The organism is Enterobacter cloacae complex sp. P42RS (genome assembly GCF_014930595.1).
In the GTDB taxonomy this organism is placed as follows: Bacteria; Pseudomonadota; Gammaproteobacteria; order Enterobacterales; family Enterobacteriaceae; genus Enterobacter; species Enterobacter bugandensis.
In genome coordinates this window covers 20,496-43,373 of sequence record NZ_JADBRK010000011.1, presented here as the reverse complement: position 1 = coordinate 43,373, position 22,878 = coordinate 20,496, and the positions used below count along the sequence as shown (strand labels likewise).

At 57.3% G+C, this 22,878-nt stretch carries 22 protein-coding genes; 8 read left to right on the top strand and 14 right to left on the bottom strand.

The window, feature by feature from the left end:
- Positions 1-1,461, bottom strand: coding sequence for a signal recognition particle-docking protein FtsY (gene ftsY / locus IM314_RS14335; RefSeq protein ID WP_041911558.1), 1,461 nt, complete (start codon positions 1,459-1,461; stop codon positions 1-3).
- A gap of 127 nt (positions 1,462-1,588) precedes the next feature.
- Here ftsY and rsmD point away from each other — a divergent pair, with 127 nt between their 5' ends.
- Positions 1,589-2,191 (top strand): 16S rRNA (guanine(966)-N(2))-methyltransferase, encoded by a 603-nt coding sequence (rsmD, locus tag IM314_RS14330; RefSeq protein ID WP_028015140.1) that lies wholly within the window; start codon positions 1,589-1,591, stop codon positions 2,189-2,191.
- Positions 2,175-2,456, top strand: coding sequence for a DUF1145 family protein (locus tag IM314_RS14325; protein ID WP_014882110.1), 282 nt, complete (start codon positions 2,175-2,177; stop codon positions 2,454-2,456). The genes rsmD and IM314_RS14325 overlap by 17 nt, the downstream gene beginning before the upstream one ends.
- A 59-nt stretch (positions 2,457-2,515) precedes the next feature.
- On the opposite strand, the gene IM314_RS14320 is transcribed toward IM314_RS14325, so the two are convergent.
- A complete protein-coding gene (locus tag IM314_RS14320; RefSeq protein ID WP_028015139.1) occupies positions 2,516-2,872 on the bottom strand; it encodes a DUF2500 domain-containing protein in 357 nt (118 codons plus the stop codon).
- A gap of 129 nt (positions 2,873-3,001) precedes the next feature.
- Here IM314_RS14320 and IM314_RS14315 point away from each other — a divergent pair, with 129 nt between their 5' ends.
- Positions 3,002-3,628, top strand: a complete 627-nt coding sequence (locus tag IM314_RS14315) for a lysoplasmalogenase (RefSeq protein ID WP_028015138.1) — start codon at positions 3,002-3,004, stop codon at positions 3,626-3,628.
- Positions 3,629-3,704: 76 nt separating this feature from the next.
- On the top strand, positions 3,705-5,876 hold the full coding sequence (gene zntA, locus IM314_RS14310) for a Zn(II)/Cd(II)/Pb(II) translocating P-type ATPase ZntA (protein WP_193359114.1): 2,172 nt from the start codon (positions 3,705-3,707) through the stop codon (positions 5,874-5,876).
- 93 nt (positions 5,877-5,969) lie between these two features.
- Here zntA and IM314_RS14305 read toward each other — a convergent pair whose 3' ends face one another.
- From IM314_RS14305 to malK, 8 genes are all read right to left on the bottom strand, one after another.
- Positions 5,970-7,256 carry a TRAP transporter large permease gene (locus tag IM314_RS14305; protein ID WP_045260960.1) on the bottom strand — a complete coding sequence of 429 codons (1,287 nt, stop codon included), beginning with the start codon at positions 7,254-7,256 and terminating at the stop codon, positions 5,970-5,972.
- Positions 7,257-7,266: 10 nt separating this feature from the next.
- The gene (locus IM314_RS14300) at positions 7,267-7,776 is read right to left on the bottom strand and encodes a TRAP transporter small permease (RefSeq protein WP_041911563.1); all 510 of its coding nucleotides are present in this window, start codon (positions 7,774-7,776) and stop codon (positions 7,267-7,269) included.
- 12 nt (positions 7,777-7,788) lie between these two features.
- On the bottom strand, positions 7,789-8,760 hold the full coding sequence (locus tag IM314_RS14295) for a TRAP transporter substrate-binding protein (protein ID WP_193359113.1): 972 nt from the start codon (positions 8,758-8,760) through the stop codon (positions 7,789-7,791).
- A 200-nt stretch (positions 8,761-8,960) separates the two neighbouring features.
- Positions 8,961-9,830, bottom strand: a complete 870-nt coding sequence (ubiA, locus tag IM314_RS14290; RefSeq protein WP_028015133.1) for a 4-hydroxybenzoate octaprenyltransferase — start codon at positions 9,828-9,830, stop codon at positions 8,961-8,963.
- 12 nt (positions 9,831-9,842) lie between these two features.
- A complete protein-coding gene (gene ubiC, locus IM314_RS14285; RefSeq protein ID WP_014882105.1) occupies positions 9,843-10,340 on the bottom strand; it encodes a chorismate lyase in 498 nt (165 codons plus the stop codon).
- A 180-nt stretch (positions 10,341-10,520) separates the two neighbouring features.
- Positions 10,521-11,474, bottom strand: coding sequence for a maltose operon protein MalM (gene malM / locus IM314_RS14280; protein ID WP_045631390.1), 954 nt, complete (start codon positions 11,472-11,474; stop codon positions 10,521-10,523).
- Positions 11,475-11,587: 113 nt separating this feature from the next.
- Positions 11,588-12,931, bottom strand: a complete 1,344-nt coding sequence (locus IM314_RS14275; RefSeq protein ID WP_028015131.1) for a maltoporin — start codon at positions 12,929-12,931, stop codon at positions 11,588-11,590.
- 71 nt (positions 12,932-13,002) lie between these two features.
- Positions 13,003-14,112 carry a maltose/maltodextrin ABC transporter ATP-binding protein MalK gene (gene malK / locus IM314_RS14270; protein ID WP_060573131.1) on the bottom strand — a complete coding sequence of 370 codons (1,110 nt, stop codon included), beginning with the start codon at positions 14,110-14,112 and terminating at the stop codon, positions 13,003-13,005.
- A 370-nt stretch (positions 14,113-14,482) separates the two neighbouring features.
- On the opposite strand from malK, the gene malE reads away from it, so the two are divergent.
- The 3 genes from malE to malG all read left to right on the top strand — a co-directional run bounded on the left by malE (position 14,483) and on the right by malG (position 18,243).
- Positions 14,483-15,673 carry a maltose/maltodextrin ABC transporter substrate-binding protein MalE gene (gene malE, locus IM314_RS14265; protein ID WP_032644952.1) on the top strand — a complete coding sequence of 397 codons (1,191 nt, stop codon included), beginning with the start codon at positions 14,483-14,485 and terminating at the stop codon, positions 15,671-15,673.
- 120 nt (positions 15,674-15,793) lie between these two features.
- Positions 15,794-17,338 (top strand): maltose ABC transporter permease MalF, encoded by a 1,545-nt coding sequence (malF, locus tag IM314_RS14260; RefSeq protein ID WP_047362613.1) that lies wholly within the window; start codon positions 15,794-15,796, stop codon positions 17,336-17,338.
- Positions 17,339-17,352: 14 nt separating this feature from the next.
- Positions 17,353-18,243 (top strand): maltose ABC transporter permease MalG, encoded by an 891-nt coding sequence (gene malG / locus IM314_RS14255; protein WP_006810496.1) that lies wholly within the window; start codon positions 17,353-17,355, stop codon positions 18,241-18,243.
- A 96-nt stretch (positions 18,244-18,339) separates the two neighbouring features.
- Here malG and psiE read toward each other — a convergent pair whose 3' ends face one another.
- Complete coding sequence (gene psiE / locus IM314_RS14250; protein ID WP_000202963.1) at positions 18,340-18,750, bottom strand: phosphate-starvation-inducible protein PsiE; 411 nt, start codon at positions 18,748-18,750, stop codon at positions 18,340-18,342.
- A 96-nt stretch (positions 18,751-18,846) separates the two neighbouring features.
- Between psiE and IM314_RS14245 the strand changes: the two genes are divergently transcribed.
- Complete coding sequence (locus IM314_RS14245; protein ID WP_047362612.1) at positions 18,847-19,299, top strand: acyltransferase; 453 nt, start codon at positions 18,847-18,849, stop codon at positions 19,297-19,299.
- A gap of 78 nt (positions 19,300-19,377) precedes the next feature.
- Here the strand turns inward: IM314_RS14245 and IM314_RS14240 are convergent, their stop codons facing one another.
- From IM314_RS14240 to IM314_RS14230, 3 genes are read right to left on the bottom strand one after another with little or no spacing between them, the layout of a single operon-like run.
- A complete protein-coding gene (locus IM314_RS14240; protein ID WP_028015126.1) occupies positions 19,378-21,474 on the bottom strand; it encodes a YjbH domain-containing protein in 2,097 nt (698 codons plus the stop codon).
- On the bottom strand, positions 21,471-22,211 hold the full coding sequence (locus IM314_RS14235) for a capsule biosynthesis GfcC D2 domain-containing protein (RefSeq protein WP_193359112.1): 741 nt from the start codon (positions 22,209-22,211) through the stop codon (positions 21,471-21,473). The genes IM314_RS14240 and IM314_RS14235 overlap by 4 nt, the downstream gene beginning before the upstream one ends.
- Complete coding sequence (locus tag IM314_RS14230; protein WP_041911573.1) at positions 22,208-22,846, bottom strand: YjbF family lipoprotein; 639 nt, start codon at positions 22,844-22,846, stop codon at positions 22,208-22,210. The genes IM314_RS14235 and IM314_RS14230 overlap by 4 nt, the downstream gene beginning before the upstream one ends.
- Between the last annotated feature and the right edge of the window lie 32 nt (positions 22,847-22,878).

The window sequence follows — 22,878 nt, the reverse complement described above, 5'->3', positions numbered from 1 at the left end:
TTAGTCCTCTCGGGCAAATAATGCCTCAATAAAGTCGTCCGCCTTAAACGGACGCAAATCCTCAATACGCTCGCCCACACCGATGTAGCGGATAGGAATGCCGAACTGGTCGGCCACGGAGAAGATCACCCCGCCTTTCGCGGTGCCGTCCAGTTTGGTCAGCGTGATCCCCGTCAGCCCTACCGCTTCATGGAACAGCTTCGCCTGGCTAATGGCGTTCTGCCCGGTGCTGGCGTCGATAGTCAGCATAATTTCATGCGGTGCATCTTCGTCCAGCTTCTTCATGACGCGAACGATTTTCTTCAGCTCTTCCATCAGGTGCGATTTGTTTTGCAAACGCCCTGCGGTGTCAGCAATCAGCACGTCCACGTTGCGCGACTTCGCCGCCTGGATGGCGTCGAAAATCACGGATGCGGAATCCGCGCCGGTGTGCTGGGCAATCACCGGAATGTTGTTGCGCTGGCCCCACACCTGGAGCTGCTCAACCGCTGCCGCACGGAAGGTATCGCCCGCCGCCAGCATCACCGATTTGCCCTGCTGCTCAAACTGGCGCGCCAGCTTGCCGATGGTGGTGGTTTTACCCACGCCGTTAACGCCAACCATCAGAATAACAAATGGCGTTTTGCCTTCAATATTAAGCGGTTCGTCAACTTTTGCGAGAATTTCACCCATCTCGTCTTTCAGCAGGCCGTACAGCGCCTCGGCGTCGCGCAGCTGTTTGCGGCTCGCCCCTTCGGTCAGGTTGGCGATGATCTTACGGGTAGTTTCCACGCCCACGTCCGCAATCAGCAGTTGCTCTTCCAGCTCTTCAAACAGATCGTCGTCGATCTTCTTGCCGCGGAAAAGACTGATAAATCCGGAACCTAAGTTTTCTTTGGTTTTGAGCAGGCTGCGCTTCAGGCGCGCGAAGAAACCTTCTTTGGTCGGTTTTTCCTGCTCCTGAACGATCTCTTCTTCGGCCTGCTCTTCCACCGGCACGACGATTACCGCTTCTTCAGCCGCTTCCGCCGCCAGCGCCTGAGCTTCCAGCTCTTCGTCGGTCAGCTCTGGCTCAAGTGCCGCCTCTTCTTCCACCGCCTCAACGATTTCAACGGTTTCCGCTTCGGCCTGCCACTCTTCGGCAGAAACCTCTTCAGCTTTAACCTCTTCGGGCAGCGGCAGCGCTTCGTGTTCAATAGCGGCCTGCGGCGCTTCGGTAAGGGTTTCTACGATAACCGGCTCTGGCTTCTCGCTCTCCTGAACCTGCTCAGTGACCTCAACCACCTCTTCAGCAAAGGATTCAATCTCTTCTTTGCTGTGCGCTGGTTCTTCCGCTTCGACAATCGCAGCGGTTTCGACAGGCGTTTCAGGCTGTGACTGCTCTTCTACAACCTGTTGCTCTTCGGTTTTCTGTTCTGTTTCTTGCTCTTTTTCACCGAAACCCAACCAGGAAAAGAAGCCACGTTTTTTTTGTTTTGCCATCTGCGACTACACTCCTCGCGGCGCTATATACAGGGAAGCTAAAAAAATGATGAAATAGTCTAACACTTTACTTAATTGACATCACCGCCCGCAATCGCAGGGCTATGGTTAACAGAGCTTTCCAGAGATGAAGAAACCCACCCGCGCCCCGGCCGGTCAAATTCGCATTATCGGCGGTCAGTGGCGAGGCCGGAAATTACCGGTGCCGGACAGCCCCGGTTTACGCCCTACAACCGACCGCGTTCGCGAGACGCTGTTTAACTGGCTTGCCCCATCAATGGTAGACGCCCACTGCCTGGACTGCTTCGCCGGAAGCGGTGCCTTAGGGCTGGAGGCGCTATCGCGCTACGCCGCCAGCGCCACGCTGCTGGAGATGGAGCGCGGCGTTGCGCAGACGCTGCAGCAAAATCTGGCGACGCTGAAGGCGACGAACGCGAAAGTGGTCAACACCAATACGCTGAGCTTCCTCGCGCAGCAGGGTACGCCGCATAACGTGGTCTTTGTCGACCCGCCGTTCCGCAAGGGGTTGCTGGAAGAGACGTTATCCCTGCTGGAGCACAATGGCTGGCTGGCGGATGACGCGCTGATTTATGTAGAAAGCGAAGTGGAAAACGGCCTGCCACCCGTTCCCGTTCACTGGGATCTGCACCGCGAAAAGGTCGCAGGCCAGGTGGCTTATCGTTTGTATCACCGTCAGGCACAAGGAGGATCCGATGCCGGTACTGATTAACCTGGGACGCTTGCTGATGCTGGGCGTCTGGGCATTTTTGATTTTGAATCTGGTGCACCCGTTCCCGCGCCCGTTGAACATCTTTGTTAACGTGGCGCTGATTTTCACCTCGTTCATGCACGCCCTGCAGATGGTGATGCTGAAAAACGGCCTGCCGAAAGATGGCCCACCGATGACCGGCTGGCAGCAGCTGCGGGTGTTTATTTTCGGCGTGTTTGAACTGCTGGTGTGGATGAAGAAGTTTAAGGCGCAGGTGAAGAAGTAAGGTGCGGTGTGATGCCCTCACCCTAACCCTCTCCGACGGGAGAGGGGACCGATCGCGCATTATTCAGCCCTAAAACCTACAAAACGCGACCCTTTATAGCTCAGCGTGCCTTTCTCTCCCACCGTCAGCTGATGGTATTGCTGCGCCTCCAGGCGGAAGGTCATCTCCAGACCGCCGGTTTCCGGCTTAAAGCTGGCTTCATAGCGCATGCCGGTGCCCGCAGGCGTCACCTGCTGCTGGCGAGAGCGGCGGTCGTTAAGCGGTTTTTCGCGTTTGTTCGCCACCACTACGCGCTTTTGCATCAGCGGCGCGGCGTCGTTGTCCGCCTTTTCGCGGCGCTGCTGCACGAAGCGAAACGAGGCGGCAATGACGATAATAGCCACCACAATAATGAAAAACAGCGGCATCTTGCTCATTGAAACATCCCATCAGATTATGCGGAATTCAGGATACCTCGCCTGCCCCGGGATTGCCAAACGCACGCTCGCGTCACTACACTGGATCAGAAACTGATTATTCAGCCTCAACAGTTACAGGGAGTTAATATGCTTTGGTCATTTATCGCTGTCTGTTTTTCCGCATGGCTTTATGTCGATGCGTCCTATCGCGGTCCAGCCTGGCAGCGCTGGTTGTTTAAACCCGTCACGCTGCTGTTGCTTCTGCTGCTCGCCTGGCAGGCTCCGATGTTTAACGCCATCAGCTATCTGGTGCTCGCCGGGCTGTGTGCCTCCCTGATTGGTGATGCCTTAACCCTGCTGCCGCGTCAGCGCCTGCTGTATGCCGTGGGGGCATTTTTCCTCTCCCATCTGCTGTATACCATCTACTTTGCCAGCCAGATGACGCTCTCCTTCTTCTGGCCGCTGCCGCTGGTGCTGCTGGTGATTGGCGCGCTGCTGATTGCGGTGATCTGGTCGCGTCTGGAAGAGATGCGTCTGCCGGTGTGCACGTTTATCGCCATGACGCTGGTGATGGTGTGGCTGGCCGGTGAACTGTGGTTCTTCCGTCCGACATCTCAGGCGATGTCCGCGTTCTTCGGCGCGGCGCTGCTGTTAATCGGCAATATCGTCTGGCTGGGCAGCCACTATCGCCGCCGCTTCCGCGCGGATAACGCGATTTCGTCCGCCTGCTACTTTGCCGGGCACTTCCTGATCGTGCGTTCATTGTATATCTAAATAACGCTTGACTCTGGAGTCGACTCCAGAGTGTATGCTGCGGTTAATGAGAAAATTATCATTACCGGAGACTGCCATGTCGACTCCAGAAATTCCAAAAAAAGTCCCACAATTCTCGGCGCTTAAGCTCAGCCCGGTTCCGCCGAAAGACGACTGCTGCTGCGAGGGCGCGTGCGAAACGCAGGTCGACGCGCTGCCTGAAGGCGGCAACCGCTACAGCTGGGTCATCAACGGCATGGACTGCGCGGCCTGCGCCCGCAAAGTGGAAAACGCGGTGAGGCAAGTACCGGGCGTGAACCACGTTCAGGTCCTGTTCGCCACCGAAAAGCTGCTGGTTAGTGCCGAAAAAGACGTCAGCAAGCAGGTTGAAGCCGCCGTCAGCAAGGCGGGCTATACCCTGCGCAGCGAAACGGCACCTGCCGAAAAAACCTCTCCCCTGAAAGAAAACCTGCCGCTTATTACCCTCATCATCATGATGGCCCTGAGCTGGGGGCTGGAACAGGTTAACCACCCGTTCGGTAATCTGGCGTTTATTGCCACTACCCTGGTCGGGCTGTTCCCGATTGCCCGTCAGGCACTGCGCCTGATGAGAAGCGGCAGCTGGTTTGCCATTGAAACGTTGATGAGCGTGGCGGCCATTGGCGCGCTGTTCATTGGCGCGACGGCGGAAGCGGCGATGGTGCTGCTGCTGTTCCTGATCGGCGGACGCCTTGAAGGCTGGGCAGCTAGCCGGGCGCGCAAAGGGGTGAGCGCGCTGATGGCGCTGAAGCCAGAAACCGCCACGCGGGTTAATGAAGGCAAACGTGAAACGGTCGCCATCAACACGCTGCGCCCGGGCGACGTGATTGAAGTCGCCGCGGGTGGGCGTCTGCCTGCCGATGGGGCTCTCGTTACCGCGACCGCGAGCTTTGACGAAAGCGCCCTGACCGGGGAATCCATTCCGGTGGAGCGTGCGGCAGGAGAAAAAGTCCCTGCCGGTGCCACCAGCGTCGACCGCCTGGTGCAGCTCAAAGTCCTGTCCGAGCCGGGCGACAGCGCCATCGACCGTATCCTGAAGCTGATTGAAGAGGCCGAGGAGCGCCGCGCGCCGGTCGAACGCTTTATTGACCGCTTCAGCCGGATTTACACACCCGCCATCATGCTGGTGGCGCTGCTAGTCACCGTCGTTCCACCGCTGTTCTTCGGCGCGCCGTGGGAGGGCTGGATTTATAAAGGGCTGACCCTGCTGCTGATCGGCTGCCCGTGCGCGCTGGTGATCTCTACGCCCGCGGCGATTACCTCGGGGCTGGCGGCGGCGGCACGTCGCGGGGCGCTGATTAAGGGCGGCGCGGCGCTGGAACAGCTGAGCCAGGTTCAGCACATCGCCTTCGATAAAACCGGCACGCTGACGGTTGGTAAGCCGCAGGTCACCGGCATCTATCCGCAGGACATCAGTGAAGACGAACTGCTGATAATGGCCGCCGCCGTTGAGCAGGGCTCCACTCACCCGCTGGCGCAGGCGATAGTGCGTGAAGCGCAGAGACGCGGGCTGGCTATCCCTTCGGCAACCGCCCAACGGGCGCTGGTCGGGTCAGGGATTGAGGCCGTCGTCGACGGCAAAAAAGTGCTGATTGTTGCGGCGGGCGCGTTCTCTCATCCACAGGTTGAGGCGTTAGAGCAGGCCGGGCAGACGGTCGTTGCCGTGATGCAGGACGGCGTGTCGAAGGGCATGCTGGCACTACGCGACACTCTGCGCGATGACGCCAAAGACGCCGTGGCGGCGCTGCATCAGTTGGGCGTACAGGGCGTGATCCTCACCGGCGATAACCCGCGCGCGGCGGCCGCGATTGCTGGCGAGCTTGGGCTGGCGTTTAAGGCCGGATTACTGCCTGCGGACAAGGTCAGCACGGTAACCGAACTGAACAGCCGCGCGCCGCTGGCGATGGTCGGTGACGGAATTAACGATGCCCCGGCGATGAAGGCCGCCACCCTCGGTATTGCGATGGGCAGCGGCACCGACGTAGCGCTGGAGACGGCGGATGCGGCGCTGACGCATAACCGTCTGACCGGGCTGGCGCAGATGATAGATCTTGCGCGGGCGACGCGCGCCAATATTCGCCAGAACATCGGCATTGCGCTGGGGCTGAAGGGGATATTTCTCGTCACCACGCTGCTCGGCATGACCGGACTGTGGCTGGCGGTGCTGGCGGACACCGGGGCGACGGTGCTGGTCACGGCGAACGCGTTGAGATTATTACGGCGGAAATAAAAACGCCCGGTGGCGGCTGCGCCTTACCGGGCCAATAACAACTCTGAACCGTAGGCCGGGGAAGGCGCAGCCGCCACCCGGCAAAAAACGGCGTCACTGCATCCCTAACATCCTCGGCAGCCACAATGATATCGCCGGGATATACGTCACCATCCCCAGCACCACCAGCAGGATGCCGTAAAATGGCAGCATCGCCCGCACCACGGTTTCAATCTTCTGCTTACTCACCGCGCTCGCCACAAACAGCACCGATCCGACCGGCGGGGTGATCAGCCCGATCCCCAGGTTAACCATCATGATCATCCCGAAGTGCACCGGGTCGATCCCCAGCGCGTTGGTCACCGGCAGCAGCACCGGCGTCAGGATCAGGATGATCGGCGCCATGTCCATCAGCGTGCCGATCAGCAGCAGCATGATGTTGAGATACATCAGGATCACGTACTTATTATCAGAGAGCGACGTGAAGAACTCGGTGATGCGCATCGGCAGCTGCATGTAGGTCATCACCGCGCCAAACGCCGCGGCAAAGCCGATTAAAATCATCACGATGGTGACGGTTTTCACCGTGCGGCACATCAGCTTCGGCAGTTCGCTCCATTTGTAGTCGCGGTAGATAAACATGGTGACGAAAAACGCCCACAGGCAGGCCACGGCGGCAGATTCAGTGGCGGTAAAAATCCCGGACAAGATCCCGCCGAGGATAATCACCACCGTCATCAGCCCCCACAGGGCATCGAGCATGATTTTCAGCGCCTGTCTGAACGGGATTTTATCCCCCTTCGGGTAGCCGCGTTTGCGGGCGAAGCACAGGCAGAGCACCATCAGGCTCACGCCCAGCAGCAGGCCCGGCAAAACGCCCGCGATAAACAGCGTGGCGATGGAGACTGTTCCCCCCGCCGCCAGGGAATAAATCACCGAGTTGTGGCTGGGCGGGATCAGAATCGCCTGCACCGACCCGCTCGCCGTGACCGCCGCCGCGTATTCGCGCGGATAGCCCTTCTTCTCCATCTCCGGGATCATCACGCTGCCGATGGACGCTGTATCCGCCACCGACGAGCCAGAAATCGCGCCGAAGAACGTCGAGGCGACGATGTTCACCAGCGACAGCCCGCCGCGGATAAAGCCGACAAACACATAGGCGAAGTTAACCAGCCGTCGGGCAATGCCCCCTTCCGCCATGATCGCTCCGGCGAGGATGAAGAACGGGATCGCCAGCAGGGTAAATTTGTTCACCCCACTGGTGATCTGGATCATCAGCGCCTCCAGCGGTAAATCAATCCACAGCGCACCTGCCACGGCGCTCAGCCCCACGGCGAAGGCCACCGGCATCCCCAGCGCCAGCAAAATGGCGAGGGTGAATAACAAAACAAAAGCATCCATTGTTCACCCCTTAACTGTGATTGCCGATCAGCACGACCGGACGGTTTTCCTGCGCGCCAAACAGCAGGCGTTCAAGCACAAACAGAATCAAAATCGCCGACCCGATCGGCAGCGGCAGGTAGCTTTCGCCGGAAGTCAGGATCGGGAACTCCGCCACCGGCTGCTCCCAGAGCTCGACGCACAGCCAGTAGCTGTACCAGAACATCAGACCGGAAATCAGCAGCATCAGCAGATCAACCACACGTGCACACAGCTTTTGCAGCGACGCGGGCAGACGGTCGGTGAGCATATTGACCGCAATATGCGATCCGGCGCGGTAGCTCACCGCCGCGCCGATGAAGGTGAACGTCACCATGCAGATAATGGCGACGGGCTCCGGCCAGGATTCGCCGCGGTTGAGCACGTAGCGTGAAAAGATGCCGATGGGGATGACAATCGTCATCACCAGCAGCGAGACACCCGCCACCGCCATGGCGAGCAGGTACAGACGGTCCATCCACTTCAGGTAGAGTTCGGACATACGTGCTCCGTATTACTGGACGTCAGCGATGGCTTTCATCAGATCCTGATGCTTGTCGCCATACTGGGCGCGCACCGGCTCTGTGGCCTTGATGAATACCGTCTTATCGATATCGTGGAACTGCACGCCGCCCGCCTTCATTTTCGCCAGCGCCTGGTCGTTATACGCATTCCACAGCTTGCGCTGTTCGAACTGCGCTTCACGGGCCAGGGTCAGGATTTTTTGCTGTTCATCAGCGCTCAGCTTGTCCCATTTCACTTTTGAATAGAGCAGCATTTCCGGGGTGATAAAGTGGCCGCTGAGGGTGTAGTTTTTAGCAACCGGCATGTAGTTGTGGGCGATAAAGGTGGGCGGGTTATTCTCCGCGCCGTCGATCACGCCGGTCTGCATGCCGCTGTAAACCTCGCTAACGCCCATCGCCACCGAGTTCGCCCCCATGTCCTTCAGCGTGGCGAGTGCCACCGGGCTGCCCTGCACGCGGATTTTCTTCCCTTTCAGATCTTCAGGTTTGACGATCGGCTCTTTGGTGATCAGGTTGCGGGTGCCGGAATCCATCCAGCCGAGGAACACCAGGCGGGATTTCGGGTTCGCGGTCAGCTTGTCGCCGATCTGCTTGCCGATATCCCCGTCGATCACTTTATGCATATGATCCTCATCGCGGAAAACGTACGGCAGGGTGAAGACTTCGATATCCGGCAGGATGGCGGCAACCGGCGCCATGGAGACGCGGATCATGTCAATCGCCCCCATCTGCGCCTGCTCAATCATCTGCTTTTCATCCCCCAGCACGCCGCCGGGGAAGATCTTAATCTCCAGCTTGCCGTCGGTTTGTTGTTTGAGTTTTTCACCCATGTGCTGAACCGCGACCACGTTCGGGTAGCCTTCAGGATGCACATCGGCGGCTTTGATGGTTTGGGCAGAAACGGTGCAGGCAAAAGCAGACAGGCACAGCGCGGCCAGTAACGGCTTGAGGGTCGTTTTCATTGAGTCAGCTCCAGGGTAGCGATGTCAGCGTTAAAACAGTGTTTTATTTTTTTACGCTTAGAAAATAGACTAGCCCGGGAGAAGCGTAGGTGAAGCGCCTCACAAAAGCGCGAATTTATGAAACGATGGTTTAAATTTGTGAGGGCGGTAATGCCGGGTAACGACGCGGTCATACCCGGCGGGGCATGACCGCGCGTCAATCAGGAAAAATAGCTCATGACCAGGCCTAAAAACAGCACCAGACCGACATAGTTATTGTTCATAAACGCTTTAAAGCAGGCTTCACGTTCGCGTTTTGCAATCAGCTTTTGCTGGTAGGCAAACAGCAGCCCTGCCACCAGTATCGACCAGTAAAATTCCCAGTTCAGCCCGTTCAGGCGCGCAATCGCGACCATCAGCGCCAGTACCGCAACCTGCAGAATGCCAATGATAAGTTTGTCCTGGCGTCCAAAGAGAATGGCGGTGGATTTAATGCCAATTTTCAGGTCATCGTCGCGGTCAACCATCGCATATTGCGTGTCATACGCCACGGCCCAGAGAATGTTCGCCAGGAACATCAGCCAGCAGCTAAGCGGTAAGGACTCACTAACTGCCGCAAACGCCATCGGAATCGACCAGCCAAACGCCGCCCCCAGCACCACCTGAGGCAGATGGGTGTAGCGCTTCATAAAGGGATAAACCCAGGCCAGTGCGAGCGCCGCGACGGACAGCAGAATCGTCATGGTGTTCAGGGTTAATACCAGCAGGAAAGAGAGCAGCACCAGAACGATGAACAGTACGCGGGCTTCTTTCCCGGTCACCTGGCCGCTGGGTAGCGGGCGGTTGGCTGTGCGCTTTACGTGGCCGTCAAATTTACGATCGGCATAGTCATTCACCACGCAGCCCGCCGCGCGCATCAGCCAGACGCCGGCAACGAATACGCCCAGGATCCACAGTGGCGGCATGCCCGGCGTGGCCACCCACAGCGCCCATAAGGTCGGCCACAGCAGCAGCAACGCGCCAATGGGTTTATCGGTACGCATTAAGCGGTGATACGCCAACAGCTTATTCTGCGTCAGGGTCCACTCCATTTTTTCTTCCTCTTAGTACAACGGTGATGCCGGTAAAAATAGCTCCGTCAGGATTAACGGCTTACCGCTCAGGCGAAGGCGGGAACGGCGCCCCCACAGTTCGGCATCACGCCCAATTTCAATGAAATCCCTGGTCAGCTCAGATGAGGTGAAAAGATAACGTCCCAGCGGCGTTTTCCCCAGCCGCTGCAGCGCCAGCTCAGGCCCGGATAGGGTAGATTCAGGCACCACCGTCCGCCCGGCAAGCCAGGGTTCGCCATCGGCACAGAGCAAAATTTCACGCAGCCAGTAGCGTTCCTCTTGCGGCAACAGCGGCAGCTCGCTGGCGATCTCATCGCCGGAGACAAACCCTTCCTGTATCAGGGTTACCGTGACCGTTTTACCCTGTTGCTCAAAACGTTTTGTCATGGAATCTTCCAGCAGCAACCAGTCCAGCTGCTGCGGATCAAGCGCAGGTATTTGGTCGAAATAGCGCAGCGCACGCAGTTGCGTTAGCGCGGGGTGTGACATGCCAGACTCTCCGATACATAACGTAATGGCATTGTATCGCAGAAACGGGCAATGAGGGGGGGCCAAACGTTATTTAACGATCACTATCGCAACATGGGCGCAACAGCCTGGCGAATACGAAAAAAAGTGCGCCCACTCAGGCGCACTAAACTACTAACAAATCAGCACTGTGGGGAACAGTTACCCCTTGCCTTTTACACTGCTGATAAAGGTGGAACGGGCAGTGGTTGAACCTAAACGTTCGGCTTCATCAAGCAGTTTCAGCGCTTTATCGACATCGCCGCGCTTCACCGCCTGCTTAATGGCGTTGTTGAAGTACTCTTCGGTGTCGTTCAGTACGGGCTCGGCTTTCTTCGCCGGGGCTGGCGCTGCTGCGGCGACCGGTGCGGCTGCCGTGGCAGCAGGCGCGGTGTAAGCAGGTGCTGCGGTATTGCCCACGGTCACAGGGCCGTTACCGGAGGAGCCAAACAGCGGGCCGACCAGCACGCTGGAACCGCTGTTCGTTTTCACCTTCAGCTTTAACGTTCCGTCGGTGACGTGACGAGCAATAGGGTCCGGAATATCAGGAATCGCGTTACCGGTGCCTTTTGCGTAGGCTTTAGCCGGATCGAGCAGCGTGGTGGTCTTCTGGAGATCCTGCTCGGTGGTAAAGACCAGCACGTAGAGTTTTTGCTGGCCCAGCGCAGGGGTCAGGCGCATGACGCCTTCCAGACGATCGGCGCTCATCACGCCAGGCTCCTGGTAGGTAAAGTATTCGCTTGGGAAAAAGGCTGATGGCGTCATGTTCTGATCGAGAATCAGCACGTTAGGCGCAAATACGCTCGTCTGCTTGTTGACTTCACTGGTCAGGGTAATGGCCAGTTCACCGATATTGGCGGGTACGCTATACGCAGCGACCGGGCCGGTAATACCCGGAACATTAAGCGACTGGCCGCCCGTTGAGAGCTGGGTGGTCTGGGTTTTAGACTGATCGACAGGCGTCCAGACAAGCTGTTGCAGTGCCGCTGTCGGAATAGCTGGTGCAGATGTTGTGTTTTGCGGAACGAAATTGACGTTAGCGAGCGTCACGGCAGGCGCGCTTGCCAGCAGCCCTGCGGATAAACAAAGGGCAAGGAGAGTTTTGTTCATTTTCATTGTTATCACCTCAAAATGCACAGGTTCAGCGGTAGCCAGGCAATAGCGCGCCGTCCCAAGGATTGAGGGGCTTGCGCCCCTCAGTTTGGTCATTACGTCAGATTAAGACGGGATTACCACCAGATTTCCATCTGGGCGCCGAAGGACCACTCGTCGTTGTCGCCACGACCGAAGGAGCTTCCATTGAAACCATCTTTGAACGCTTTACCGTAGTTAGCGTTGTTAGATGGGTTACCGTTGTAGTCATAACCCCACTTCTCATCCCACTTGGCGTAGGTTGCGAATACACGGATTGCCGGGCGAGACCAAATGCTGTCGCCTGCCTGCCACTGTTGTGCCAGGGTGATTTTGTACTGGTTGTTGGTTTCGTCAGCGCTTTGTGATTTCACGTTGTCGTAACCCACTTCCAGTAAGGTGCTCATGATAGGCGTCCATTTGAACATCGGACGTACACCCACGGTCCACCACTTGGTCCCGTTGTTGTTATCCCAGTCGATGTCCTGGTACATACCGACATACATCAGGTCCCAGCGATCGCCCAGAGAGATTGCACCGTGGTCGAGAATACGCAGCAGGCTACCGTTGTTGTTAATGTCATAGGCATAACCCGAGTTAGAATCGATGCCTACACCAGAACCTTGAGACAAGCCTTTACCCTGAGACGTCATTGAGTCAGTGGCATACTGAACCACAAACTTGTTATAGCCCTTCAGCATGCTCTGGGTGTGCTCAGCGGTGAACATCCAACCATCTTTTGAAGCACCATCAACCAGGCGATAATCATCACGCGGGTTAGCACGACCGTAATCAACACCCAGTTCCAGAGTGCCACCTGGGTTGATTTCCATCTGTGCCAGGCGCACGTCAAAGACATCGTTCGCTGTACGAGTGGTGTAATCATAAATACTATTGCTGGCGAAAGAGGATGAACCGCCTGCTTCGGAAGAACGGGTTGCTGCCAGAGAGAGCTTACCAAAACCGACATCGATGTTTTCCAGACCCGCACCAGGACCAGAAATATCCCAGTAGTAGAAGTCGATCATGTGGACGTCATGACGCTGATAGAAGCGCTTACCGGCCCAGATGGTAGAACCTGGCAGCCACTCAATCAGGTTTTTACCCTGCACGTTGGCTTCACGGAACGCCGGGTCAGTGGCTTCCCAGTCGTTCTGTTGCGCCACGGAGTACGCGACGTTGGTGTCGAAGTAGAAGCTCTTGTCGCCTTCTTTCCACACTTCCTGGCCCAGCTTCAGTTCCGCATAGGTTTCACATTCGTTACCAAGACGGTATTTACTTTGGGCACCGGTTGCCTGGAAGCACTGTTGTTCGCCGCCACTACCCGTCCAGCCGATACCGGAACGAGCATAACCATGGAAATCCACGGCCAGCGCCTGAGCAGACATTACGCCCGCTGCGACGGCAACTGCCAGAGGAAGTTTGCGCAGAGTAATCATCATTCTATCTCCTGAGATCATTGCTTTTCTTTGAACACTTCACCTGTCGGTTTCGTGTCTTCTTTTGGGATTGCTTAAACGCCTGGCTCTTTATGCAACCGACGACATGCGGTGCCATCCTCACGGAACAGATGGCAACGCTCTGGCGGCAAGCCGATAGCGAATGTGGCACCCTCTTCTACCAACACCACGTCATTCTGGCGGTAGACCAGGTTCTGACGGATGGCGGGGATCTGGATATGAATCTGTGTTTCGTGACCAAGCTGTTCGACGACCTGAACTTCACCTTCCAGCGTCACATCCGCAATGTGGCTTGGCAGTAGATGCTCAGGACGGATACCGAGGGACATATTTGCCCCGACCTGTACGTTGGCGCTGTCGACCGGCAGCCAGACCTGCTGGCGGTTTGGCAGCTCCACCTGTACCTGTTCAATGGCTGTCGCCGTCACTTTGACGGGCAGGAAGTTCATCTTTGGCGAGCCAATGAAGCCCGCAACAAAGCGGTCTGCCGGGTAGTGATACAGCTCCAGCGGTTTGCCCACCTGCGCCACGCGACCGGCGTCCAGCACCACGATTTTGTCGGCGAGGGTCATCGCTTCAACCTGATCGTGGGTGACGTAAATCATCGTGCGGCCAAGGCGCTTGTGCAGACGGGAGATTTCAATACGCATCTGGACGCGCAGGGCGGCATCCAGGTTAGAGAGAGGTTCATCAAGCAGGAACACGCGCGGCTCGGCCACCAGCGTACGGCCAATCGCCACACGCTGACGCTGACCGCCGGAAAGCGCTTTCGGTTTACGCTCCAGCAGGTGCGCCAGCTGCAACACTTCAGCCACCTGCGTGACGCGCTGGTTAATGACCTCTTTTTTCGCCCCGGCCAGCTTCAGGCCAAAGGACATGTTCTCGGCAACGGAAAGATGGGGATAAAGCGCATAAGACTGGAACACCATGCCTACGCCGCGTTCGGCTGGCGGGACGTCATTCATTCGGGTATCACCGATCAACAGGTCGCCGCTGGTGATAGTTTCAAGACCGGCAATCATACGCAGCAGAGTTGATTTACCACAGCCTGATGGGCCGACAAACACCACAAACTCGCCTTCAGTGATGTCCAGATTGATGTCTTTCGACACCACTACGTCGCCCCAGGCTTTCGTTACATTACGCAGCTGTACGCTCGCCATGCCCTTCTCCCTTCGTTACAACCTGTCACCGACAGAAACATTCAAGATAAGTTCACTATGGGGTATCCATTACTTTCGTGAATCCTCCACCCCCCGCCTTTTTTATGGGGGAGGAGGCGGGAGGATGAGAGAACAGGCTCTGCGACCGCAGCCGGGGGGCTGAGGCGAAATTCGTGAAGCCGCCTGCAAAATTCGGTGGGTTTTTATGTGCGCCAGCACTCATAACTTAAATTTATGCAACGGAGATCACACAAACGGGGGGTGGGGCGTAGGGGTTGGGAGGATGGAAAGAGGATGTCAAATAAGGAGACTGAGTCACGTTGAACCACCTTATGTATCCACGAGCACATCACCAAAAAGGATGGCAGATATGAATATCAAGACTGGCGCACGCGTTTTCGCATTGTCCGCCCTTGCAGCAATGATGGTTTCCGCCCCAGCGCTCGCCAAAATTGAAGAAGGCAAGCTGGTTATCTGGATTAACGGCGACAAGGGCTATAACGGCCTGGCCGAAGTGGGCAAAAAATTCGAGAAAGACACCGGTATCAAAGTCACCGTAGAGCACCCGGACAAACTGGAAGAGAAATTCCCGCAGGTTGCAGCAACCGGCGACGGCCCGGACATCATCTTCTGGGCACACGACCGTTTCGGCGGTTACGCGCAGTCTGGCCTGCTGGCTGAAGTCACGCCAGACAAAGCTTTCCAGGACAAACTGTTCCCGTTCACCTGGGACGCCGTTCGCTATAACGGCAAGCTGATCGCCTACCCAATCGCGGTTGAAGCCCTGTCACTGATTTACAACAAAGACCTGGTGCCAAACCCACCGAAAACCTGGGAAGAGATCCCGAAACTGGATAAAGAGCTGAAGGCGAAAGGTAAATCCGCCCTGATGTTCAACCTGCAAGAACCGTACTTCACCTGGCCGCTGATTGCTGCCGACGGCGGCTACGCGTTCAAGTTTGAAAACGGCAAATATGACGTGAAAGACGTGGGCGTGGACAACGCGGGCGCGAAAAAAGGCCTGACCTTCCTGGTTGACCTGATTAAGAACAAACACATGAACGCGGATACCGACTACTCCATCGCGGAAGCGGCGTTCAACAAAGGCGAAACCGCGATGACCATCAACGGTCCGTGGGCCTGGACCAATATCGACAAGAGCAAAATCAACTACGGCGTGACCCTGCTGCCAACCTTCAACGGCAAGCCGTCTAAACCGTTCGTGGGCGTGCTGAGCGCGGGCATCAACGCCGCCAGCCCGAACAAAGAGCTGGCGAAAGAGTTCCTTGAAAACTACCTGCTGACCGATCAGGGTCTGGGTGAAGTGAACAAGGACAAACCGCTGGGCGCCGTGGCGCTGAAATCCTTCCAGGATCAGCTGGCAAAAGATCCACGCATCGCGGCAACCATGGATAACGCTCAGAAAGGCGAAATCATGCCGAACATCCCACAGATGGCCGCGTTCTGGTACGCCACCCGTACCGCCGTCATCAACGCTGCAAGCGGTCGCCAGACTGTCGATGCCGCGCTGAAGGATGCTCAGGGTCGTATTACTAAGTAAGAAGAAAAACGGCGGGTGGCGCGTGCGCTTACCCGCCCTACGACTACGGCACGATCCGTAGGTCAGGTAAGCGCAGCGCCACCTGACGAAAAGTTTCCACCGTTGTAGAGGAAGAACCCCATGGATGTCATTAAAAAGAAGCACTGGTGGCAAAGCGACGCGCTGAAGTGGTCAGCGATCGGTCTGCTGTGTCTGCTGGTGGGTTACCTTGTTGTTTTAATGTACGTACAAGGGGAATATCTGTTCGCCATCATGACGCTGATCTTAAGCTCTGCTGGCCTGTATATTTTCGCCAACCGTAAAGCCTATGCCTGGCGCTATGTCTACCCGGGCGTGGCCGGGATGGGGCTATTTGTCCTGTTCCCGCTGATCTGCACCATCGCCATTGCGTTCACCAACTACAGCAGCACCAACCAGCTCGCGCAGGAGCGCGCCACTCAGGTGCTTCTGGATCGCTCTTATCAGGCGGGTAAAACCTTTAACTTCGGCCTGTATCCTGCAGGTGACGAGTGGAAGTTAGCGCTCACTGACGGTGAGAGCGGCAAAAACTATCTTTCCGACGCGTTCAAATTTGGCGGCGAGCAGAAGCTGGTTTTAAAAGAGGCCGCGGCCCTGCCGGAGGGTGAACGTGCGAACCTGCGTATCATTACCCAGAATCGCCAGGCGCTGACCCAGCTCACCGCCGTGCTGCCCGATGAAAGCAAAGTGACCATGAGCTCGCTGCGCCAGTTCTCCGGCACGCAGCCGCTATATACCCTGGCGGATGACGGCACGCTGACCAACAACCAGAGCGGCGTGAAGTACCGTCCGAATAACGACATTGGTTTTTATCAGTCTGTAAATGCCGATGGCAAATGGGGTGATGACAAGCTCAGCCCTGGCTATACCGTCACCATCGGCTGGGACAACTTTACCCGCGTGTTTACCGACGAAGGTATCCAGAAACCGTTTTTCGCCATCTTCGTCTGGACGGTGGTCTTCTCGGTGCTGACGGTGATCCTGACCGTTGCCGTAGGCATGGTACTGGCCTGCCTCGTGCAGTGGGAGTCCCTGAAAGGCAAAGCGATTTACCGCGTGCTGCTGATTCTGCCTTACGCCGTACCGTCGTTTATCTCGATTCTGATTTTCAAAGGGCTGTTTAACCAGAGCTTCGGTGAAATCAACATGATGCTGAGCGCGCTGTTCGGTATCAAACCGGCATGGTTCAGCGACCCGACCACCGCCCGCTCGATGATTATCATCGTCAACACCTGGCTGGGCTATCCGTACATGATGATCCTGTGCATGGGGCTGCTGAAGGCGATTCCGGACGATCTGTATGAAGCCTCGGCGATGGACGGCGCGGGTCCGTTCCAGAACTTCTTTAAAATTACGCTGCCGCTGCTTATTAAGCCGCTGACGCCGCTGATGATTGCCAGCTTCGCCTTTAACTTTAACAACTTCGTGCTGATTCAGCTGTTGACCAACGGCGGCCCGGACCGTCTCGGCACCACCACGCCGGCAGGCTATACCGACCTGCTCGTGAGCTACACCTACCGTATCGCCTTTGAAGGCGGCGGCGGCCAGGACTTTGGTCTGGCGGCGGCGATTGCCACCCTGATCTTCCTGCTGGTTGGCGCTCTGGCGATTGTGAACCTGAAAGCCACACGTATGAAATTTGACTAAGGAGGGCACTGAACATGGCAATGGTACAACCCAAATCTCAGAAGCTGCGCCTCCTCGCGACGCACTTAGGCCTGCTGATTTTCATCGCGGCCATCATGTTCCCGCTGCTGATGGTTATCGCCATCTCCCTGCGCTCGGGTAACTTTGCGACCGGGAGCCTGATCCCGGATGAAATCTCCTGGGAGCACTGGAAGCTCGCGCTGGGCTTCAGCGTGGAGCACGCCGATGGACGCGTCACCCCGCCGCCGTTCCCGGTGCTGCTGTGGCTGTGGAACTCGGTGAAGGTAGCAACCATCACCGCGATCGGCATCGTGACGCTCTCCACCACCTGTGCTTATGCCTTCGCCCGCATGCGTTTCCCGGGCAAAGCAACGCTGCTGAAAGGCATGCTGATTTTCCAGATGTTCCCGGCGGTGCTGTCGCTGGTGGCGCTGTATGCCCTGTTTGACCGTCTGGGCCAGTACGTGCCGTTTATCGGTCTGAATACCCACGGCGGCGTGATCTTTGCCTATCTCGGCGGTATTGCCCTGCACGTGTGGACCATTAAAGGCTATTTCGAAACCATCGACGGCTCGCTGGAAGAGGCGGCGTCGCTGGATGGCGCTACCCCGTGGCAGGCGTTCCGTCTGGTGCTGCTGCCGCTGTCAGTGCCGATTCTGGCGGTGGTGTTTATCCTGTCGTTTATCGCGGCGATCACCGAAGTACCGGTCGCCTCACTGTTACTGCGCGATGTGAACAGCTACACCCTGGCCGTAGGTATGCAGCAATACCTCAACCCGCAAAACTACCTGTGGGGCGACTTTGCCGCGGCGGCCGTACTCTCTGCCATCCCGATTACCGTGGTGTTCCTGCTGGCCCAGCGCTGGCTGGTGAATGGCCTGACGGCGGGCGGCGTGAAAGGTTAAGTTTCATTTGTTATGCCACTGCAACCCTCAACTTTAGACGTATTGTATTGACCCAACTTGTGACTGTTGTTAGGCGGCCTCCGGGCCGCCATTTTTTTATTCCCGTTTCAGCCGCTTCGAGTTACACAGCCAGAGGGTGATCACCAGCAGCAGGATCGCCGCCGAGTAGATCAGCACGTCGAGCGGGGATTTATGATCGACGATGATCAGCCGCACAATGGCGGTGATGCCAATGTAAACAAAATAGCGTAGCGGGAAGTGAAAGCCGGACTGGAAGTACTTCACAATCAGGGCGATAAATTCAAAGTAGAGAAAGTAGACCACCAGGCCTTCCACCAGCGCATATTTGCTGGTTTGCTCAGGGGCGAACAGCACATCCGCCAGATGCACCGTCTCTTTGCCGAGAAAGACGACCAGGATCAGGCCAAGGCTCAGCAGACCGAGGTTCAGCACGGTCTGGAGTATCGTTGAGATGAACTCAACGCGCGGGCGAGTCAGGGATGTCATACAGCACCTCATTCTCCAGGGCGAGGTTCCTGTATAACGCAAAAATGTGACGGGGATCTATATTTTTTAATTATGTTTTATGTAGGGAGGTAACCGATGGATCGTAAACCAACCGGGGTTCGCAACGTGACGTGCGGCGACAATGTGACCGTATATGAACCGACTAATCTTTACGACTGTGTACTGGGCAACGGCGTATTCGTCGGCCCGTTTGTTGAAATCCAGGGCAATACGCGCATCGGTGACGACAGCAAAATTCAGTCGCACACCTTCATCTGTGAGTATGTGACTATCGGTAAGCGTTGCTTTGTTGGCCATGGCGTGATGTTTGCCAACGATATGTTTCGTGAGGGGAAACCGAACGCCGACCGGACCAGCTGGGGCCATATTACCATCGGGAATGATGTGTCGATTGGCAGCGGTGCCACCATCCTGGCGGTCTCCATTTGCGACGGAGCGGTGATTGGGGCTGGAAGCGTGGTGACGAAATCGATCGTCGAGAAAGGTGTCTATGCCGGAAACCCGGCGAGGCTGCTGCGCCGCTTGTGATTCGCCCGGTGGCGCTGCGCTTACCGGGCCTACAAAAACCGTAGGCCGGGCAAACGCAGTGCCGCCCGGCGTGAAGCATCAGCGGAAGTTAATGTTCTTATCGCTGGTCATGTCGTACAGCTGGAACTTACGCCCAAGCTGCTGACCACCGTCACGCGTCAGCGGCGTCCAGCCTACTGCCGCACGGCTGCGGGTCGGACCGGATGAGAAGAGATCCAGCGGAATCGACACGTAAACCCCTTTGGTGAAGTCCCCTTCCCCGTACTCGTCCGGCGAGACGTTGGTAATAGTGGCGTAGCCGCCCACCACGACGCCGCTGTCGAAGTGTTTGGAGATATCCAGCGTGCCGCCCTTGTCGCCCGCCAGATACTGGCCGACGCTGGCTTTCACCAGCACGTCCTGCGCGAACGAAGGCGTCCAGTAGGCGGTCAGGTGGCCGGTTTTGACGCTGTAGTCGGTGAACTTCATCATGTCCTGCGCGCTGCGCCAGTCACGCTGCTTAACGTAGTTGGCATCAATCCCGAAGGCCCAATTGCTGTCGACGGGACGATACAGCACCTCCGCCCCCGCGCCGCCGAACATAGTCTCCAGGTAGCCTCCGTAAACCTGGCCGTAGAAGCCGTTGCCGAAGTACTGGAAGTAGTTGGCCTGCAGGTTATTCACGTAGACATCGTTCTGCACGTATTCACGCACGCGGGTACGCACGCGCGGCAGCTTCGAGTCGTTCGGCGGGTTCGTGTAGTTAAACTTGTCGTAGTTGTTCGCAATGTTGCCGAACAGGCTGCCGGTGGTCAGCAGGTGGTCGGTGACCCACAGATCCGCCGTCGCCATCGCACCCAGCTGATACATGTAGAAGTTTTCCGGCCCGCCGACGGACTGGTTCAGTACCGGATCGATATGGAAATCAAAGCGCGATTTATCGATATACCAGCCCTGCTCGGTGGTTTCCGGCACGATCGGCTCTACGCGTTTTTGCACCAGCTCGGTTTCATGCCCGAGCGGTTCGCCTTCAAGATGGCGCTTGAGGCTGGCGACATCGGTTTCGGTGGTGACCTGCGGCAGATTCAGGCGATTCTCCGTCACGCGGATCGTGCGGATCCCGTCCGGGAGATCGTTCATCACGATCCGGTTGGCGCGTTCGATCCCTTCCCGCGAGTCGCGGTATTTCACCTGCTCGCCGGTGACGTACAGCGTATCGCCTTTCACCTGAATTTTCGGATCGGCCAGACCGGCGTTGTATTTCAACAGCGTCAGCTGGTTTGCCACCACGGAGTGCTGCAGAATCGCGTCCTGCGGCTCCGGCCGGTAGGCAGGCCGCGCGTTATCGTTGTAGTGCGGCCGCATGTCGTTGAAGTTGGTGCGCAGCGTGAAGCCAAACATCACCGTGTTGCCGCGCTCGTAGCTGAGGTTAACGTCGGCCCAGTCGGTGACGCGATAAATGGCGCCGACGTTAAACTTGCTCTTCTGCTCAATCTTCCCGGCGAAGTCCTGCGAGTAGTCGTTCCCTTCGTACTCCAGCTTCAGGCGCAGCGGCTGCCACGGCGTCTGGTATTCCACGCCACCGAACAGCGAGGCCGGGCCGTGAAACATCTGGTCGCCGTTGATGGAACCGGCTTTCTTGTAGCTGTTATCGCGGTAGCAGTATTTATCGCTGTAGGTACAGAACGGGTTTTTAACGTTGCCGCTGGTGCCGAGATAGCCCCAGCCAAGACCGAGAGAAAAATCAAACGGTCCCCAGGCCTTGCTGGCCACGATGTATTCCGCGTCGAACAGGCCGGTACCGCCGATATCTTTTGCACCCACGGAGACCTGCGGCATCCAGTAGCTCTCTTCCCATAGGCGCAGTTTGACGTCGAAGGCTTTATCTTTGTAGGTCTGATCGCCGGAGAAGGCGTCGACGCTGCTGTACTGTTTCGTACGCACGTCGGTATAGCGCAGCGTGGTTTCAAGCCACGGGAAAAGCTGTACGGAGGCGGAATAGTAGCGATACTGGTCGTTATCGCGGTAGTTAAGGCTAATTTCCCCTTCACGCGCCATGCGCGCGGTAGGCGTTTGCAGTAAACCGACGCCGCCGAAGTCTGACTGAGACGGGCCAACAGGTGCCGGATACGTTTCTGCATGGCAGGCGGCGCTTACGCAGAGCGCCAGCATGCTGTAGAGATAGGTTCTTTTCATTCTTCCGGTATCCGCTGTGTCAGGGAGTGAAGGATATCGGCGTTAAGCCCGTCATATGCCTTCGTCCAGAAATGGTCGGCAAAACCGACAAAAATGATGCTGCCCGGCATGGGTTCGATATGGCGTTTATTCCAGTACGCCACCGGCGCTTTTTGCGTATGCCCGTCTGGATAAATAATCCATGCGTAGCTGTTATCCGCGCCGCTCAGCAGGCTTTGTTCGTCGAGATAGCTCGCCACGTCGCGGCCGGGCGTAAAGGGCTTTTTACCGGGGCTGCTGATAAGCCCCATCACGGTCACCGTCGTCGGCTTCACCGGAAGCCAGAGGGTGTACTCCCCTTCAAGCGTGGGGTTGCCCTTTTCCGTGACGCGCACTTCATCTGGATCAAGATTAACTTTCTGGCGGCCTGTCACTTTCAGCGCCTGAAGCTGCTGGCGAACGCTGTTAATGGCCGCGGCATCGTCGCCGTCTTCCTGCTCCGCCAGGCTCGTCAGGCGGGCCAGCAGGGCACGGTGTTGCTGCTCCGCCTTAACCGTCGCCTGACGCTCGCCGATCACCGCTCCCGGCCACCAGCTGTTGGCAAGCCTTGGCTGCCCGACGAGATCGAGCAGATGCTCGGCGTTGGTTAAGGTTTTGGGTTTTTCACTGTCCGGCGTGTAGACCTTTACCGTTCCTGCGGACCATGCCAGCGGCGCGGCAAGGCTGGCGAGAAGCGCAGCGTGGATGAGCGTTTTCATGATTTCGCCGCCTTGATCAGGGTGGTTTTCACCGGGAAGAAACCGGCACCGAGATACTGCAAGGACTGACGGATCTGCCCATCCTCGTCGATCCAGAAGCGGTTATGCCAGGTGGCCTGGTCGGTGGTGACCTCTTCATCCAGCACGCGAACCTGCGTTTCGTCGCTGCCGACTTTCACGTTGTCCGTACCGTCCCAGCGGAAGGTGGAGCGGGCCGTGGCGTAGCGCACCTGCTTGTGCTCGGTCCAGCCCATCGTGCGCGTCCAGCTTGCGCCGTCGACGATCTGATTTGGCTTGATGAGCGGGTCTTCGGCGAGATTATTCACCTCGAGCAAGTTGTCGCCGCCGAGCAGCGTTTTCACGATTCGGGCATGCTGCGTGACGATGGTGGCCTGATCCTGCGTCACCCATTTCTGCTGCCCGTTTTCATCGAAAGCGAGCACCACAAACAGCTGCGGGCCATCGTTTAGCTGCATGTACTGGCTGGCGTACGGCATGTTCTGAAGTTCGTCATCGGTCAGATGAACGCCCGGCGTGCCGAACAGGCTTTCCCACAGTGAATGTCCCAGCCCTTTGGTGGTGGCTGAGCACGCCTGCAACAGCAGGCAAATCAGAATGATTGCAGGTCGCTTCACGACTCTTCTCCGAAGGGGCGAAATAACCACAC